This is a genomic window from Nocardia sp. BMG51109 (assembly GCF_000526215.1).
Classification (GTDB): Bacteria; Actinomycetota; Actinomycetes; order Mycobacteriales; family Mycobacteriaceae; genus Nocardia.
In genome coordinates, this window is record NZ_JAFQ01000004.1 from 1,735,948 (window position 1) to 1,752,990 (window position 17,043).

General features: G+C 69.7%; 13 protein-coding genes, 1 tRNA gene and 1 pseudogene. 2 read left to right on the forward strand and 13 right to left on the reverse strand.

The window, feature by feature from the left end:
- Nucleotides 1-168 precede the first annotated feature (168 nt).
- The 6 genes from D892_RS0109190 to D892_RS0109215 all read right to left on the reverse strand — a co-directional run bounded on the left by D892_RS0109190 (nucleotide 169) and on the right by D892_RS0109215 (nucleotide 6,829).
- Entirely contained in the window at nucleotides 169-837 is a 669-nt protein-coding gene (locus D892_RS0109190) for a hypothetical protein (protein WP_156959435.1), read from the reverse strand.
- 292 nt (nucleotides 838-1,129) lie between these two features.
- Nucleotides 1,130-1,205 (reverse strand) — tRNA-Thr (locus tag D892_RS0109195).
- A gap of 80 nt (nucleotides 1,206-1,285) precedes the next feature.
- Nucleotides 1,286-2,494 carry a DNA polymerase III subunit delta' gene (locus D892_RS0109200; RefSeq protein ID WP_369801813.1) on the reverse strand — a complete coding sequence of 403 codons (1,209 nt, stop codon included), beginning with the start codon at nucleotides 2,492-2,494 and terminating at the stop codon, nucleotides 1,286-1,288.
- Between the two features lie 287 nt (nucleotides 2,495-2,781).
- A complete protein-coding gene (locus tag D892_RS0109205; protein WP_024800960.1) occupies nucleotides 2,782-3,306 on the reverse strand; it encodes a DUF664 domain-containing protein in 525 nt (174 codons plus the stop codon).
- Between the two features lie 129 nt (nucleotides 3,307-3,435).
- Nucleotides 3,436-6,378: a type I DNA topoisomerase gene (topA, locus tag D892_RS0109210; RefSeq protein ID WP_024800961.1), complete on the reverse strand. Its 2,943-nt coding sequence runs from the start codon at nucleotides 6,376-6,378 to the stop codon at nucleotides 3,436-3,438.
- Nucleotides 6,379-6,622: 244 nt separating this feature from the next.
- Nucleotides 6,623-6,829, reverse strand: coding sequence for a cold-shock protein (locus tag D892_RS0109215; RefSeq protein WP_011206895.1), 207 nt, complete (start codon nucleotides 6,827-6,829; stop codon nucleotides 6,623-6,625).
- Between the two features lie 435 nt (nucleotides 6,830-7,264).
- On the opposite strand from D892_RS0109215, the gene D892_RS0109220 reads away from it, so the two are divergent.
- Nucleotides 7,265-9,661 carry a DEAD/DEAH box helicase gene (locus D892_RS0109220; RefSeq protein WP_084160998.1) on the forward strand — a complete coding sequence of 799 codons (2,397 nt, stop codon included), beginning with the start codon at nucleotides 7,265-7,267 and terminating at the stop codon, nucleotides 9,659-9,661.
- 371 nt (nucleotides 9,662-10,032) lie between these two features.
- Here the strand turns inward: D892_RS0109220 and D892_RS0109225 are convergent.
- The 7 genes and pseudogenes from D892_RS0109225 to ssd form a co-directional block, all read right to left on the reverse strand.
- Nucleotides 10,033-10,404: pseudogene (locus D892_RS0109225) on the reverse strand (Rv3654c family TadE-like protein); the annotation flags it as partial.
- Between the two features lie 125 nt (nucleotides 10,405-10,529).
- Nucleotides 10,530-10,898: a TadE family type IV pilus minor pilin gene (locus D892_RS0109230; protein ID WP_036568479.1), complete on the reverse strand. Its 369-nt coding sequence runs from the start codon at nucleotides 10,896-10,898 to the stop codon at nucleotides 10,530-10,532.
- 68 nt (nucleotides 10,899-10,966) lie between these two features.
- Nucleotides 10,967-11,152 carry a DUF4244 domain-containing protein gene (locus D892_RS0109235; RefSeq protein ID WP_369801814.1) on the reverse strand — a complete coding sequence of 62 codons (186 nt, stop codon included), beginning with the start codon at nucleotides 11,150-11,152 and terminating at the stop codon, nucleotides 10,967-10,969.
- A gap of 84 nt (nucleotides 11,153-11,236) precedes the next feature.
- Entirely contained in the window at nucleotides 11,237-11,839 is a 603-nt protein-coding gene (locus D892_RS0109240) for a type II secretion system F family protein (protein WP_024800966.1), read from the reverse strand.
- A 406-nt stretch (nucleotides 11,840-12,245) separates the two neighbouring features.
- Entirely contained in the window at nucleotides 12,246-13,037 is a 792-nt protein-coding gene (locus D892_RS0109245; RefSeq protein WP_024800967.1) for a type II secretion system F family protein, read from the reverse strand.
- A 347-nt stretch (nucleotides 13,038-13,384) separates the two neighbouring features.
- Nucleotides 13,385-14,572, reverse strand: a complete 1,188-nt coding sequence (locus tag D892_RS0109250) for a TadA family conjugal transfer-associated ATPase (protein ID WP_024800968.1) — start codon at nucleotides 14,570-14,572, stop codon at nucleotides 13,385-13,387.
- Complete coding sequence (ssd, locus tag D892_RS0109255) at nucleotides 14,569-15,678, reverse strand: septum site-determining protein Ssd (RefSeq protein ID WP_024800969.1); 1,110 nt, start codon at nucleotides 15,676-15,678, stop codon at nucleotides 14,569-14,571. Before ssd ends, D892_RS0109250 begins: the two co-directional genes overlap by 4 nt.
- Before the next feature lie 371 nt (nucleotides 15,679-16,049).
- Between ssd and D892_RS0109260 the strand changes: the two genes are divergently transcribed.
- Nucleotides 16,050-16,940 carry an HAD family hydrolase gene (locus D892_RS0109260; RefSeq protein WP_369801815.1) on the forward strand — a complete coding sequence of 297 codons (891 nt, stop codon included), beginning with the start codon at nucleotides 16,050-16,052 and terminating at the stop codon, nucleotides 16,938-16,940.
- The last annotated feature ends 103 nt before the right edge of the window (nucleotides 16,941-17,043 follow it).

Here is a 17,043-nt window from a genome sequence, read left to right on the forward strand (position 1 = left end):
CCCGCCGATTCCGATAAGCCAGATCAACGGTGTGTCCGACGGCATCGGGCGGAAGCCCCGCAGGGACTCGGGGAGCGCTGTCGGCTCTGGCACAGTGCTGTCGGTTGATGCGCAGGCGACCCGCCGCCGTAATGACGGCTCGTGCGCAGCGCCTCACGAAGAACCTCATCAAAGGTCCGCTTGTCTGGGCAGGAAAGTTTGGTATGCGAGCCAGATGATGAACGCCTGGTGGTCGAGCGGGACGGCCGATGGCAGGGAAAGCCACTGGCGGTGGATGAAGGTGGCGGTGAACCAACCGTTGCCCAGTGGGTCGCCGTGTTCGGTGACGGTATAGCGGTCACGTTTGCCCTGGACCATCTGGTAGCGGCGGTCTGCCGCCTGAATTTTCCAGGAGTACTGCACGGGGCGAGTGGTGGTGGCTGTCATCGTCGCCGGGGCCGAGGGTGGCGCCGGCGGATCGGTGTCGGCGGGGATGGGATAGGCGCGGATGTCGATGTTGGAGTGGTTGCGGAAGGTCAGTGTCGCCGTGGGCAGTTCAGCGATGGCGCCATGCCATCGCTGCCGCAGAACACCGACACGCTGGTTGTCACGGGTCAGTTCCAGACGGCGCCACTTGGCCCGCGCTACCAGCATGCGCCGACGATAACGCGGCGGCGCTTCTACGGCACGCCGGTATTCACGTGCCGCCGCGGAGCGGGTAACGCTCGCCGGAGGCGACTGTGCCAGGTCGGCGGTGAGACCACCCACGTCGAGACGTTCACCGGCCAAGAAATGCCGACCCGCTGCCACCAGCGCTCCGCGGACATGACGACGTCCGGCGACATACAGAACAACCACACACCGCACCCCGACAGGCGCCCCACGCGCCTCCCAGAAACCCGAAATCAGCTGAAGGACAACGACAATGACAATGACCACTCATGACATCGACGCCGACCTCTACGCTGCTAGGGCATCCACCAGCGAAGCGCATGCGCCGTGCAATCAGCGCAACAGGATGGTGCCGCTCGCTGAGAGGAAACCTGCAAAGCTCTCGAACGACTGCTCGGTGACACCGACACGCACACCGAATCCTTGTTCGACCAGCAAAAAGACCCCGACACACGCTCGGCATGTCAGAGACCTTTTGTGGAGCCGCCTGGGGGAATCGAACCCCCGACCTTTTCATTACGAGTGAAGCGCTCTACCGACTGAGCTAAGGCGGCGTGCCTTGCGGCGGTGCGAGTCTATCGTCTCGCGGGCGGATCGCGAAAACGGGTGGTCTGGGACACTCGGTATGGGCCGGTCAGGGGGTGCGGGCGGCGATCAGGCCCGCGACCATGGCGGCGACGGCGAAGCGGGGCTTGACGTTCTGGTCCAGGGCCTCCCGGCACTCGAGCACCGCCTCGATCGAGCGGAGCAGGCCCTCGGGGCGGACATCGGTGGCCAGTTCGCGGATCTGATCGGCGAGGTCGGGATGAGTCAGGGCGATGCCGGACGCCGTAACCGGCTTCGCCGCGCCGAAGCCGACGGTCAGCGCATCGCGGTAGAGGCCGGCGACGTCGATCAGGGCGCGGTCGAGCGAATCGCGGCTGGTGCGGGTGGCCCGGGATTTCTGGCGGCGCTCCAGCTCCTTCAGCACGCCGGCCGAGCCGCGGGTCGCCGAGGCGGTGCCCTTACCGGTGCCGCCGGCGCCCATCGCGGTCGCCAGTTCTTCCTTCTCCCGCTCGTCGCGGGTGGCACTGACCTGCTTGGCCTCCTCGTCGGCCGTCTTCACCAGTTCGTCGGCGGCCGCATAGGCCGCGGCCGGGCGCGCGGTGGCCGACACCAGGGCCAGGGCTCGCTTGCGGCGGGCCTGCGCCTCCTCGTCGGTGGCCAGGCGGCGTGCCCGGCCGACGTGCCCGCCGCTGATCGAGGCCGCCCAGGCCGCCGTATCGGCGGGCAGACCGTCGCGCTCGCGCAGGACCCGGGCGATGGCATCGGCCGACGGTGTCACCAGATGTACGTGCCGGCAACGGGACCGGAGCGTGACCGAGATGTCCTCCGGATCGTCGGACGGTGCGCACAGCAGGAACACCGTCCGCTCGGGCGGCTCCTCGACCACCTTGAGCAGCACGTTGCCGGCCGCCTCGGTCAGCCTGTCGGCATCCTCGACCAGCACCACCTGCCAGCGGCCGGTGCTCGGGCGCCGCGAGGCGACCTGCACGATCTCGCGCATCTCCTTGGTGCCGATGCTGAGCCCCTCCGGAATCACCCGGCGCACATCGCCGTGTGTGCCCGCCATCGTGGTCGTGCAGGCGTGGCAGTGACCACATCCCGGAGTCTCCGGATCGGTGCACTGCAGGGCCGCCGCGAAACACAGCGCGGCGACCGAACGGCCCGAACCGGGCGGGCCGGTGAACAACCACGAATGCGTCATCGCCGCCGACACAACGCCACCGCGCGCGGCCACCGCCGCGGCGGTCAGCGCGGACTCGACCACCTCCTGGCCGACCAGCCGATCGAAGACACCCACCACGCTGTACACCCTAGCCGCCGCCACCGACAGAACAGCGCGACCAGCAACGGCACGCCACGACGCCGCCTGTCCGACGAGCGCCCGCACCCCCGCCGGCCGACAGCTTCGGATCGGCCTCGTCGAAACGACTCGCTCCCGGATCGCACCACAGCACACCGCCGATCCGAAATGCACTCGGCTCCTGCGGTATTCGCCGTGGTGTTGCCGGCGGTGCAAGGCTTCGGACCGAATCGCCCGCTGCCGCGCCCGTCTCGGCACACTCGACTCGGCGCCGGCCGGATCCCTCAGAAAGCCCGCTGATAGGTCGTATTGGCGCCGTCCAGCGCCTCGCGAATGATGTCGGCGTGCCCGCTGTGGTGCGCGATCTCGCGGAGGATGTGCAGCAGCGTGAACCGCACTGTCCACCAGACCCTTTCGGGCGCCCACGGCGCGGTCGGGGTCGGAATCGAGACGTCCAGGCTGTCCACCTCGCGGATCAGCTGCGCGGTGCTGTCGGCCACCGCGTCCCATTCCTTCAGCAGACCTTCGATCGTTTTCTCGGCGACCAGCTTGTACTCCGAATCCAGCTGGGACACATCGATCTTCGCGTTCTCGTCACGCTCGACGATGACCGCCGTCCAATGCTGCTCGATGTGCACCAGGTGGTGCAACAGGCCGCCCAGCGTCAGCTCGCTGACCGTGGTGCGCTGGCGCGCCTGGTCGTCATCGATGCCCCGCAACGTAATTCGGAAGAGTTCACGCTGATTCGTCAGCATCTCGATCAGGGTTTCGCGTTCCCGGCCGGTGTGCTCGATCGATGGTGCGGTCATCGAAGGTCCTTCCGCTGGGCGTGACCGAATGGCTGCCCAGGCTACGGCAGAACCGTGACCCAATTCGGACACCGGCCGATTTCCGCCATCACACTTACGTACCGGTAGCCTCGGTGCACCGGCCGCGGGTCACGACCTGGTCGAGGTCGTCTTCTTGGCGGTGGATTTGGCGGGCGCCTTCGCGGTGGACTTCGTGGCCTTCTTGGCGGTGCTCTTCTTGGCCGTGGTCTTCTTCGCGTCGGACTGCTTGGCCGTGGTCTTCTTCGCCGGCGCCTTCTTCGCCGCCGCCTTCTTGGCCGGAGCCTTCTTGGCCGCCTTCTTCACCGGCCCCTTGGCCCGGCGTTCGGCCAGCAGTTCCGAGGCGCGCTCGTCGGTGATCGACTCGACCTCGTCGCCCTTGCGCAGGCTGGCGTTCGTCTCACCATCGGTGACGTACGGGCCGAACCGACCGTCCTTGACGACCATCGGCTTCTCGCTGACCGGGTCGTTACCGAGTTCACGCAGCGGTGCGGCCGCCGCGGCCTGCCGACCGCGCCGCTTGGGCTCGGCGAAGATCTTCAGCGCCTCGTCCAGCGTCACCGTGAAGATCTGATCCTCAGACCCCAGCGACCGCGAGTCGGTGCCCTTCTTCAGATACGGCCCGTAGCGGCCGTTCTGCGCGGTGATCTCCTCGCCGGATTGGGGATCGGCGCCCACCACCCGCGGCAGCGACAGCAGCCGCAGGGCCTCCTCGAGCGTGACCGTGGACGGATCCATCGACTTGAACAGCGATCCGGTGCGCGGCTTGGGACCGGCCGCCTTCTTCGACCCCTTCTTGGCGCCCGCGTCCTCTTCTGGCTCGGGCAGGATCTCGGTCACGTAGGGCCCGAATCGGCCCTCCTTGGCCACGATGCGGTGGCCGGTCTCCGGGTCGACACCGAGCGGACGGCCCTCCTGCGGTGTCGCGAACAGCTTCTCGGCAATCTCGAGATTCAGCTCGTCCGGCGGCAGATCGCTGGGCAGGTTGGCGCGCTGGGCAACCGGATCACCGCCCGGGTCATCCGGATTGGCGATCATGCGCTCCAGATACGGGCCGTACCTGCCGACCCGCACGACGACATCGCGCCCCTCGTCGTCGCTGAACATCTTGATCGAGTTGATCTTGCGCGCGTCGATGTCGTCGAGTTGCTGGTCGACCATCTTCTTCAGCCCGCCCGAGCGTGCGACCGACCCCTCGGCGCCGTGCTCGCCGCCGAAGTAGAAGCTGGACAACCAGTTTCCGCGCTGCTCCCGCCCGCCGGCGATGGCGTCGAGATCGTCCTCCATGGCGGCGGTGAAGTCGAAGTCGACCAGGCGCCCGAAGTACGCCTCGAGCAACGCGACCACCGCGAACGCCACCCACGACGGCACCAGCGCGTTGCCGCGCTTGTAGACGTAACCGCGGTCCAGGATCGTCTTGATGATCGACGCGTAGGTCGACGGGCGGCCGATACCCAGCTCTTCCATGGCCTTGACCAGCGAGGCCTCGTTGTAGCGCGAGGGTGGGTTGGTGGTGTGGCCGTCCGGGTTCAGTTCGGCGGCCGAGACGCCCTGTCCCTCGGTCAGGGCCGGCAGCCTGGACTCGGCGTCATCGGACTGGGAGCCCGAATCCTCGTCGACGCTCTCGACGTACGCCTTGAGAAAGCCCGCGAAGGTAATGGTGCGGCCGGACGCGGAGAACACGCACTCCTCGCCGGTTCCGGCGCGACCCGTGATCCGCACGGTCAGCGTGGTGCCGCGGGCATCGGCCATCTGCGAGGCGATGGTGCGCTGCCAGATCAGCTCGTAGAGGCGGAACTGGTCGAGTTCGCTGGGCCTCAGCCGGGCATGCAGCTGGCCGGGGGTGAGGAAGGTGTCGCCGGCCGGCCGGATCGCCTCGTGCGCCTCCTGGGCGTTCTTGACCTTGCGGTTGTACTGCCGGGGCGTCGCATGCACGAACTGCTCACCGTACAGCTGCGTTGCCTGCGACCGGGCGGCGGCGATCGCCGACTCCGACAGGGTGGTCGAGTCGGTGCGCATGTAGGTGATGTAGCCGTTCTCGTACAGCTGCTGCGCGACCTTCATGGTGTATGCCGAGCTGAACCGCAGCTTGCGTGCGGCCTCCTGCTGCAACGTGGAGGTCATGAACGGCGCGTACGGCCGGCGCGTGTACGGCTTGGATTCGACCGAGCTGACCTGGAAGGCGGCGCCCTCCAGCGTCTCGGCCAGCCGCCGCGCATACCCCTCGTCCAGCACCGTGACGCCGTCGGTCTTCAGCCGGCCGTCGGCGCCGAAGTCCCGGCCGCTCGCTACTCGGGCACCGTCGACCGTCACCAGTCGTGCGCCGAAGGTGCGCGCGTTGGTGGCGTCGTCCCGTTCGTCGCCGGTGTCGAACTTGGCTGCGATATCCCAATACTCGGCGGAGCGGAACGCTATGCGCTCTCGTTCGCGCTGAACGATGATCCGGGTCGCCACCGACTGCACCCGGCCCGCGGACAGCCGCGGCATGACCTTCCGCCACAGCACCGGGCTGACCTTGTATCCGTACAGCCGGTCCAGGATGCGCCTGGTTTCCTGCGCGTCGACCAGGTCGTTGTCCAGATCGCGGGTATCGGCCGCGGCCGCCTGGATGGCGGGCTCGGTGATCTCGTGGAACACCATCCGCCGCACCGGAACCTTCGGCTTCAGCGTCTCCAGCAGGTGCCAGGCGATGGCCTCGCCCTCGCGGTCGGGGTCGGTGGCCAGATACAGCTCGTCGGCATCGGCGAGCAGGCTCTTCAGCTCGGATACCTTGGCCTTCTTCTCCGGGCTGACCACGTAGATGGGTTCGAAGTCGTTGTCGACGTCGACGCCCAGGCTCGCCCAGGACTGCCCCTTGTACTTCGCGGGCAGGTCCGCCGCACCGCTCGGGAGATCGCGGATGTGGCCGACGGAGGCCTCCACCGTGTAGCCGCGGCCGAGATAGGGGGCGATCTTCCGGGCCTTCGTCGGTGATTCGACGATGACGAGACGACGCAGCGGGCGGCCTTGACCTGCCTGGGACTCCTGCGCTGCACCGCGGTCTCGTGCTGCCACCGGCGAACACACCTTTCCTGTCGACCCGCGCGGCGCAGGCGGCGCAGCACGCGGCTGGGGCAGGCGGCGGAGACCGATGTCCCCCCGCCGATGACGTTTATACCGTGTCGCACCGCCACGTTTCTGCTGCGGCGTGTTGGACAGCCCCGGTTTGCGGTCGAGTGTACTGCCCCAGATACGGCTCGTCCCCCACCGCGTCGAGCGGTGAGGGACGAGCGATCGGACCTTGTTGGGGTTGACCCGCTCAGCTGAGCGCGCGAACTCCGGTGGCCTGCGGGCCCTTGGTGCCCTGGCCGACCTCGAATTCGACCTTCTGGTTCTCCTCGAGGGTGCGGAAGCCCGAACCCTGGATCTCGGAGTAGTGGACGAAGACGTCAGCGGAGCCGTCCTCGGGCGCGATGAAGCCGAACCCCTTCTCCGCGTTGAACCACTTCACAGTTCCCTGTGCCATTCTGTTCCTTCTCTTTCCATACCGGAACGGCGGACACGTTTGGTTCGTCCACCGGGTCCGTTCCGACCGCTGTACTCTGTTCCCCCTGCAGGAAGCATCAAGCACACCGTTCGCAACATCGATCCTGCTGATGGTTTGGACCTTTGATCCGTTCCCTCGAACACAGAAGCTTGCGACCAGGACCCAGTGAACCATGTCTCCGAGCAATTCGACAGTCGGGTTAGCGACAATTTGCAAAAAAGATGATCTTGCGAATGCGCAGGTGAGGGGCGCAATGGCCAAATCCAGACTTCTAGTAGGTTTGCTTCCGGATAACCGAGTGGGTGTCAGGCAAACGAGCTGTGACGCAGATCGCTACTCGGTAGTGAAAAGGCAGGTGGGGCTTCTGCAACACACACGATTCACACATTCCTTGCTCGCCGGGGTCTCAGCAGGATGAATCCGACCGAGCCGTCTGCTCCAATCCGGCCGAGCGAACGAACCGGTTATGGTCGATCGTTGCTGAATCGTGTCCTCTTCGGACTGCCGGACGGAGAGACCCGTCTCACCCACGTGACCGACCTGCCCGCGCGGGCGGCGCACGTCACGGACTGGCCGTCCTGGGCATCACCGGACGTGGTCACGGCGCTCCGCGAGACCGGCGTGGACGCCCCGTGGTCGCATCAGACGCGCACGGCGGACCTGGCCGCGGGCGGACAGCACGTGGTGGTGAGCACCGGGACCGCTTCGGGCAAATCGCTGGGATATCAGCTGCCGGTGCTGACCGCGCTCCAACAGGAGCCGCGGGCCACGGCGCTGTATCTGTCTCCCACCAAGGCGCTCGGCGCCGACCAGCTGCGCGCGACCGCCGCTCTGACGCACGAGGGCCCGCTGCGCGATATCCATCCCGCGACCTACGACGGGGACACCCCGGCCGAGGTGCGGCAGTGGGTGCGGGCGCACGCGCGCTGGGTCTTCACCAACCCGGACATGCTGCACCTGGGCATCCTGCGCTCCCATCCGCGGTGGGCCCGGATGCTCCGGCAGCTGCGCTACGTCGTGGTCGACGAATGCCATGCCTACCGTGGCGTATTCGGTTCGCACGTGGCGCTGGTACTGCGGCGACTGCGCCGGATCGCGGCCCGCTACGGCGCCGATCCGGTGTTCGTCCTGTGCTCGGCCACCACCGCGGACCCGGCCGCCACCGCGTCCCGGCTCATCGGCGCGCCCTGCGCCGCGGTCACCGAGGACGGATCGCCGCAGGGTGCGCGCACGGTCGCACTGTGGGAACCCGCCCTGTCGCCGGTGATCAGCGGCGAGAACGGCGCTCCGGTGCGGCGACCGGCGACGGCGGAGGCGGCCCGGATCATGACCGACCTGGTCACCGAGGGTGCCCGCACGCTGACCTTCGTGCGCTCCCGCCGGGCGGCGGAGGTGGTGGCCCTGGAAACCCGCGGCATGCTGGCCGAGGTCGATCCGGAACTGGCCGGCCGGGTGACCGCCTACCGGGCCGGATACCTCGCCGAGGACCGGCGCGAGCTGGAGGCGAAGCTCTCCGACGGCTCGCTGCTGGGCGCGGCGACGACCACGGCCCTGGAGCTCGGCGTCGATATCGCCGGGCTGGATGCCGTGGTGATCGCCGGATTCCCGGGCACCGTCGCCTCGTTCTGGCAGCAGGCCGGGCGCGCGGGCCGGCGCCTGCAGGGGTCGCTGGTGCTGCTCGTGGCGCGGGACGACCCGCTCGACATGTACCTCGTGCATCATCCGCACGCGCTGCTCGGGCGCCCGGTCGAGGCGACCATCACCGATCCGCGCAATCCCTACGTCCTGGCGCCGCATCTGCTGTGCGCGGCCCTGGAACAGCCGCTGACCGATGCGGAGGTCGAGGAGTTCGGGGCGTCCGAGCTGATCGACGAGCTAGCGGCGCAGGGCTCGATGCGCAGGCGGAGTAACGGCAAACCTCCGGCGCGGTGGTACGCGACCGGAGTGGATCAGCCGCACGACGCCGTCGACGTGCGGGGCGGTATCGGCACGCCGGTGGCGATCGTCGACGAGGAAAGCGGGCGGCTGCTCGGTACCACCGATGCCGGGCGGGCGCCGGCGACGCTGTATCCGGGTGCGGTACATCTGCATCAGGGCGAGACCTTCGTGGTCGACGAGCTCGATCTCGAGGCCGGCGTGGCATTCGTGCACGCCGAGCAGCCGGGATGGACGACCAGCGCGCGGGCGCTCACGTCGATCACCGTCGACGAGGTCACCACCGAGCACGTCCACGGCCCGGTGACGACGGCGCTCGCCCGGGTCCGGGTGAGCCGTCAGGTGGTCGGGTATCTGCGCAAGCTGCCGTCCGGCGAGGTGCTGGATCTGGTGGAGCTGGAGCTGCCGGAGCAGACACTGCCGACCCGGGCCGTGCTGTACACGGTCACGCCCGGACTGCTGGCACGCGCCGGACTGGACGAGAAGCGGGTGCCGGGCGCCCTGCACGCCGCGGAGCATGCCGCGATCGGCATGTTGCCGCTGGTGGCCAGCTGCGATCGCTGGGATATCGGCGGAGTGTCGACGGCCGAACACCCCGACACGGGGCTGCCCACCGTTTTCGTCTACGACGGCCACCCGGGCGGTGCCGGATTCGCCGAGCGCGGTTTCGCCCGGCTGCGGACCTGGCTGGCGGCCACGCTCGCGGTCATCGAGTCGTGCGGCTGTCCCGGCGGGTGCCCGTCCTGCGTACAGTCCCCGAAGTGCGGAAACGGGAACCATCCGCTGGACAAGCAGGGTGCCGTCGCGCTGCTGACCGCCGTGTTGGCGCACCTGCCGGACGATCCGCCCGATCACGACGGCGACCTCGAAACGTGATGGCGGGGTCATCACCGCGAGACCGCATCGCTACCACCGCAAGGCGCCGGGCCCCGGTGGGACGAGGCCCTGTCTACGTTGCGGGAGCCGCGCCGATACCTGAATAAGAAGGAGTGAGTTCATGTTAACCAGTTCATTGCTCCGGCAAATTCCCTTCGCTCTGCCAACCCATGTGAATAGCTGTTCACTTATAAATTGAAAAGCAGTGATACGAGAATTCTCATCGCAGCAATTGGTCACTCTCCCAGGAGGGCGCGACTGCGCGCGGGCACCGCTGTATGTGGCCCGGGTCACGCATTCTTTCCGACACCAACCGTTCGGTATTCAGAATCACGAGGATCCGCCCCGCCGCCGCACCGCGTGGCCGCCGCGGCGGGACCGGCACGAGCGAGGGCGTGAACCGTTCTCGTGCCCAGCGGGCCGAGCGTCACCGTCGCGGTCACGACGACGGTGACGTCCCACCCGACGATCGTGCAGGACTGGACCCGTACCCGCATCCGGCGCGCGAGTTCGTCGGCCCGGGCACAGGCGGCGTCGTCGCCCGAGGCCGACGCACCGGCCGCCGCCAGGGCGCCCAGATCCGCCGCCGCCTGCGCCCGGTGACGCGCCACGACCACCGCTCCGACGTGGGTGATCAGCAGCGTGACCGCAAGCAGCGCAGCCAGCACCAGACACGCCGTGACCGTGGCGACCCCGTCGTCGGCCCGCCATCGCCCACCCGCGCTCCGCCTTCGACTGCACAAAAATCCCCGGGAACGCGGCGATCCCCGTTGCGTAACCGAGCACAGAGTCGTTTCCGTGGCCGGAGCCGCGGCCGTAGCCGTGCCCGTAGCAGCACCACCGCCGGTCGCCGGTGTGTGGAGCCCGGTCACTCTGGCTCTCCCGGTTCACGAACCGCGACCGCCTCGGCGTGCAGTTCGAGCGGGAGCAGTGGCGTCGCGGCCGTCACGACCGCGACGACACGGTCGCCGTCGGACCGGATGCTGATCTCGGCGCCCTTCGGCGCGATCCGCCGAGCCGCGGGCAGCGCGTCGGAATCGGCGCCGCGGGCGGCCAGCCGGGCCGCCTCGCGAGCGGCGTCGACGCAGCGAATCTGCGTCGGCGCCGCCAGCAGACCGCCCAGGCACAGCACCACCGCGAACACCAGCGCGGCGAGCGCGATGGCCGCCTCCACCGTCACCCCTCCGGTCTCGCCGGTACCGGACCGCCGCCCGAAAGGCGCTGTGGCCGAAGGCAACACGAGCCCGACCGTGGCCGAAGGCAACACGAGCCCGACCGTGGCCGAAGGCCAGCCGAGCCCGACCGTCACACCTCCGTGTTCAACGCCCGGTCGATGATCTTGGTCAGCGCATTCACGATCGAATCGCCCGTCACCACGGTGTACAAGACCGCCCCGAAGGCCGCCGCGGCGATAGTGCCTATTGCGTATTCGACGGTGCTCATGCCCGCGTCGCCCACCGCCGCCTGTATCAGGCGTGAGCGCACCTCCAGCACCGCCGTCCGCACTGCCAAGCGCACAGTCGTCCCCTTTCTCCCGCACCGGCGCGGCCGGTCCGCGCCGGAGTCCTCGCGTATTCACAGCAGGCCGCCCTTCAGCACGTGCTCGCCCAGGCCGACGACCACCGGCACGATGCCGAGGCAGAGGAACGCGGGCAGGAAGCACAGTCCGAGCGGGCCACCGATCAGTACGCCGGCACGTTCGGCCCGGGCGGCGGTCGCGTCCGCCACCGCGGCGCGGAACTGCTCGGCCAGTTCGGATATGGCGCCGGCCAGTGCGGCACCCGACCGCGCCGAGCGCCGGACCAACCGGGCCACCGCCCGGATCTCATCGGCCGCGGTCTCGCCCGCCACCTGGTCCCAGGCGGCGACCGGGTCCGCACCGAGTGCCATCAGATCGGCGGCCCGGCGCAGTGCCGCACCCACCGGTGCGGGGGCCGTGGGCGCCACCGCCTGCGCGGCGGTGGCGACCGGCAGCCCCGCCCGCAGGCAGGCCGCCATCAGATCGAATGCCGATGCCGCGGACAACGGATCCGGCTGGGCCCGCTCCGCGCCCAGCCGATCTCGTCGGCACGGCTGCCCGGTCGGCACGCTCCGCAACCGGCCGAGAGGAGCGATATGTCCCGGAACCACCAGAACGGCAACAGCGAACAGCAGCAACGAAATCTGTGAACAGATCACATCAACCCCCTGCCGACCTCGACACCGACCCGCCGCACTACCCCGCCCCCGGAAAGCACCGAGCGAAAGAACACGCAAGCGACCAACTGTTCGCCGCATTCGCCGCGGACACCGACTACGAGACTCCCGACCAGGCAGCGACAACGTGCGGCGACGACATCGATGTGCCGATCGCCTTCTCGAACCACCGGCGGGACTCGCCGCGTTGTGTTGCCGGCCCGGACCGACCGAGCGGGGCGGTGGGCCATACCGAATCCCGGTCGGCGGGCCGGCCCGTGAAGCTGTGGATCTCTCGAAGTAGTTCTGCTCGGCCGGGGGGACGTACCCGGGTGGTGGCCGGGTGAGGTGGGCCGGAGCGCGGTCCCTGCGGCAATCGGTAACGGCGGCAGTGAGATCGGTGGTTCGGTCACGGCAGCACCCTTCGTGTGATGGCGTCGGTCCACAGCAGGCCCGCGCAGAGGAGGGCGGTGCCGAGCGGCAGCAGGACGGTGCCCATGCCGTGACCCAGGAGGACGCGCAGTGGTGCGGCACCGAGCAGTTGGCCCAGCACGATGCCGAGCAGGGGGAGGCCCGCCAGCACGGTCGCGGTGGCCCGCGCACCGGCCAGGGCGGCGGTCGTGCGGGCCCGGAAGCGGATGCGACTCAACAGATCCGACCGAGCGGCGGACACCAGCTCGGCGAGGGCCAGACCGTGTCGCTCGGCGACCTGCCAGGCGTCGGCGATGCGCGACAGTTCGTCGGCGACCGCCGCGTCCGGGTCACGCAGCCCCTCTGCCGCCGAGCCACCCAGCCGGCTCCGCGCCGAGCACACCGCGAAGGCACGGCCGACCGCCCCTGGCGTATCGCTCGCCGCCGCGGCGGCCGCCGTGCTCGGGTGCGCACCGACCCGCAACTCGCCCACCACCGCCTCGAGCCCCTCGGCCAGAGCCGCACGTTCGACCGCGCGCCGCCTGTCCCCCCGGGCTCGCCGCATACGCACGAGTACCGTGCCGGCCACCATCACGGCCGCGAGCAACGGCCCGATTCCCACCACCGACAATCCGGCCACGGCCATTCCGGCAAGCACACGAAACAGCAGGCGCGGCGGTATCTTTCGCGGCTTCCGTGGAGCACCGAACAGACCGGCGAACCTGCGCCGGCCGGCCGATCCGGGCAGCAGCACGGCCGCCAACGCAAGACAGCAGAGCGCCGCACTCATATACCTACCCCCACAACGGTTCTCGATGCTGCCCGAAACTTCGCGCGCTTACTGATGTGCTGCAACAACCCGGTATCGGCCCAGAGCGGCGTACACCCGCGTGCGGGCGACGCCGGAGCCCATCGAAACGACAGCCGGGCCGACCACGCTGCGCGACCCTCTACCGGCCGATGAACACCACCCCGGCCCACCGGCCAACGCGAACCCGACAGGAGCATCGCGACCGGATTCGGACCGAAATATTGTCCGCGACAGTCTTTTTCGCCACGGCCGCGGGATGTGCCGCCGGAAGCCGCGGAAGCGGGCAGGGCGTTGCAGGATCCGGCGGGTTCTGTCCGGGGCCGCGCTCATGGCGCCAGCCGATCGGTCAGCAATCCGTCCAGGTCCGATGCGGCGGGGGTGGCGGAATCGTCGGCGCGCCAGGCCGGTTCGATGTGGACCCGGCCCGTCGGATCACGGACAACCAGGCCGATCTCGCGCAGTATCCGGAAACCGTCGGCGCGGCGATGGACATGCAGGATCACCTGGACGGCCGCGGCCAGCTGGCTGTGCAGCGCCGCACGGTCCATCCCGCCCAGGGCCGCCAGGGCCTCCAGCCGGGCCGGCACCTCCTGTGGAGAATTCGCGTGGACGGTGCCGGCGCCGCCGTCGTGGCCGGTGTTGAGGGCCGTGAGCAGGTCGACGACCTCGGCGCCGCGGACCTCGCCGATCACGATGCGATCGGGGCGCATGCGCAGCGCCTGACGGACGAGATCACGCACCGTGACCGCGCCGGCGCCCTCCACGTTCGCGGTGCGGGCCACCAGGCGGACCACGTGGGGGTGTGGCGGGGCCAGTTCGGCCGCGTCCTCCACGCACACGATGCGTTCCGCGGCATCGACCTTCGCCAGCAGGCCGGACAGCAGGGTGGTCTTGCCGGCTCCGGTGCCGCCGACGACGAGGAAGGCGAGCCGGGCCCGCACGATCCGCTCCAGCAGGAGCGCGGCCACGACAGGCACCGAGCCCGTGGCGGTCAGCGCGTCCAGCCCCTGACTGGCCGGCCGGAGCACGCGCAGCGACAGGCAGGTGCCGCCGTGCGCGATCGGCGCCAGGACCGCGTGCATCCGCACGCCGAACGAATGTCCCAGCGCCCCTTCGACTCCCGGCAGCCGGCCATCCACCCACGGCTGCGCATCGTCGAGACGACGGCCCGCCGCCAGCGCCAACCGCTGCGCAAGCCGCCGCACGGACGCCTCGTCCGGAAAGGTGACCGGCGCCCGCCGCAGCCCGTGCCCGCGATCCACCCAGACCGCATCCGGGCCGGTGACCAGCACATCGGAGACGTGCGGATCGTGCAGCAGCGATTCCAGCACCCCCGCGCCGGTCAGCTCCGTCTGCAGCAGGCGCAGCACCCGCAGCAGATCGGTATCCCCCAGCACCCCACCGGCTTCCGCGCGGATCGCCGCCGCCATCCGCGCGGGATCCAGCTCCGCGGACTCCGCCGCCAAGCGCTCACGCACCCGGTCCAACAGTTCGGCCGGGACGATCGCGCTCATCGCTCCGGCTCCGACAGCACGGCGAGCACCGCCGCGGCGGCGGTGCGCAGCGGGCCACGTGGTGAACCCAGGCCGCCGCGCTCGAGCCGGGTCGCCAGCCCGGGCTGCGCGCGGACCGCGGCCAGCAGCGGCAGGCCCAGCGTCTCGGCCACCTCCGCCGCACGTAGACCTCCGGGTGCGGGACCTCGGACAACCAAGCCCTGGTGGGGGTTTCGACCGCGGACATGGGCAGCGACGGCTCCGGCCGCGGCCACCGAACGCAGTCGCGCGGGAACCACCAGCACCACCAGATCGGCGGCCTCGAGCATCCGGTCCGCCTGTGGGCCACGCTCCCCGGATACATCGCAGACCACCAGATCACCGGCCGATCGGCCGGCCTCGACCACGGCGCGCACCGCACCCGCGCCGATCTCCGCCACCGACGCACCCGGACCCACCCGACCGCAGGCGAGCACCGCGAGCCCGGGAACCACCGGCGGCAAGGCATCGTGCAGCGCCGCTGCCGCCACCCGGCCCTGCTCGACGACGAGATCGGGCCACCGCAGGCCGGGCGCCGACTCGACGCCGAGCAGCAGGTCCAGGCCGCCGCCCAGGGGATCGCCGTCGACCAGGATCGTGTCGGGCCGGAACCGGCACTCGGCGGCGGTCCGCGCGACGGCCGCGGCGAACGTGGATGCCCCGGCCCCGCCACCCGCACCGACGACGGCCAGCACCACACCGTCGCCCGGAGCGCGATGGGTGTGCTCGGCAAAGCATTCGATCAGCAGGTCGGCCTCGTCGGGCAGCGCGATCACCTGCTCGGCACCGATCACGGCGGCCGCCTGCCACTCCGGCAGGCCGGGCTCGCCCTCGGTGACCAGCAGCGCCCCGTCGCGGCGCGGATAGCCCGCGGCGTCGCAGTCGCACGCCGACGCCGTATCCAGAATCACCATGGCCGCACCGGCCCAGGCGTGCCGCCCCACCGGCATTCGGCCCTGTGCGAGGGGGCGATCGGCCGCGGCCGCCACCCGGCCGATCTCTTCTCGGAGCCGCTCGTCGGCGACGAGAACCAGCACGGGGTTCGACGGAGCGTCACCCGAATCCAGGCTCGCAGCAAGGGAATTCATGCCGATCAGCGTCACCCGGCGACGAGGGCGGCACCAGTGCCCGAGTGCCGAATGTGGATAACCACGGGGGTGTGAGCACAGAGTGCACCCCGAGTACCGCATAAAGAGAAGAACAACAGACCCCGAAATAGAGGACGGCCCCAGCCGGGGGGGGAGGAGGCTGGGGCCGTCGGGGTTCAGCCCCGGGGGGTCGGGCTGAACGCGCCTGGACCATGTCCAGGTGCCAGCAATACTACACCCAGGCCCCGGCCGAAACGCAAGTCCGACCGCGACCGAGTTTCGTGCCCGGACATCGGGCGTAACGGTGGCAAACGACGCGAACCCGGCACCGGACAGCCGCCCCGACCACCACGGCGGCGCGGATTCTCCCTATCCTGAACGGCGTGACGGCCGAGCACGACCTGACAGCTGCGGAGGATCGGACGAGCGCCACCGAGAGGGGCGCGCAGCGGCGATCCGCACCCGACGCGCGACCCGGCCGGGTCGCGGCATTCTTCGACCTGGACAAGACGGTCATCGCCAGATCCAGCGCATTCGTCTTCAGCAAGCCGTTCTTCGCTCAGGGCCTCATCAACCGCCGGACCGTGCTGGAGAGCAGCTACGCGCACTTCCTGTTCCTGCTCTCCGGCGCCGACCACGATCAGATGGAGCGCATGCGCGAGCACCTGACCAAGATGTGCGCCGGCTGGGATGTCGGGCAGGTCCAGGCCATCGTCGCGGAGACCCTGCACGAACTGGTGGACCCGCTGATCTACGCCGAGGCGGCCGATCTGATCGCCGATCACAAGATCAGGGGGCACGACGTGGTGATCGTCTCGGCCTCCGGCGAGGAGATCGTCGGCCCGATCGCCGCGGCGCTGGGCGCCACGCACACCGCCGCCACCCGGATGGTCGTCGAGGACGGCAAATACACCGGCGCGGTGGACTTCTACTGCTACGCGGACGGCAAGGTCGAGGCCATGCGCCGGCTCGCCGAGACCGAGGGCTACGACCTCTCGCGGTGCTACGCGTACTCCGATTCGATCACCGATCTGCCGATGCTCGGCGCGGTCGGGCATCCGACCGCGGTCAATCCGGACCGAAATCTCCGGCGCGAGGCCGTTTCTCGCGGCTGGCCGGTGCTGACCTTCTCGAATCCGGTCTCCCTGTGGGCGCGACTACCTGCCCCGTCATCCACCACGGTCGCCGCGACCGCGGTGGTGAGCGTGAGCGCGGTGCTGGCCGGTGCGGTCAGTTATCGGCTGCTGCGACGCCGGCGCTGAAATGTTTCCGCAGGTCTTGCTGTGACCGGGCCCACAGAGTAACAATGGGAGCCAAGGAAGGACGGAAGGCCAAGGTCGGAGCGGAAGAGAAGGTTCGATCTCC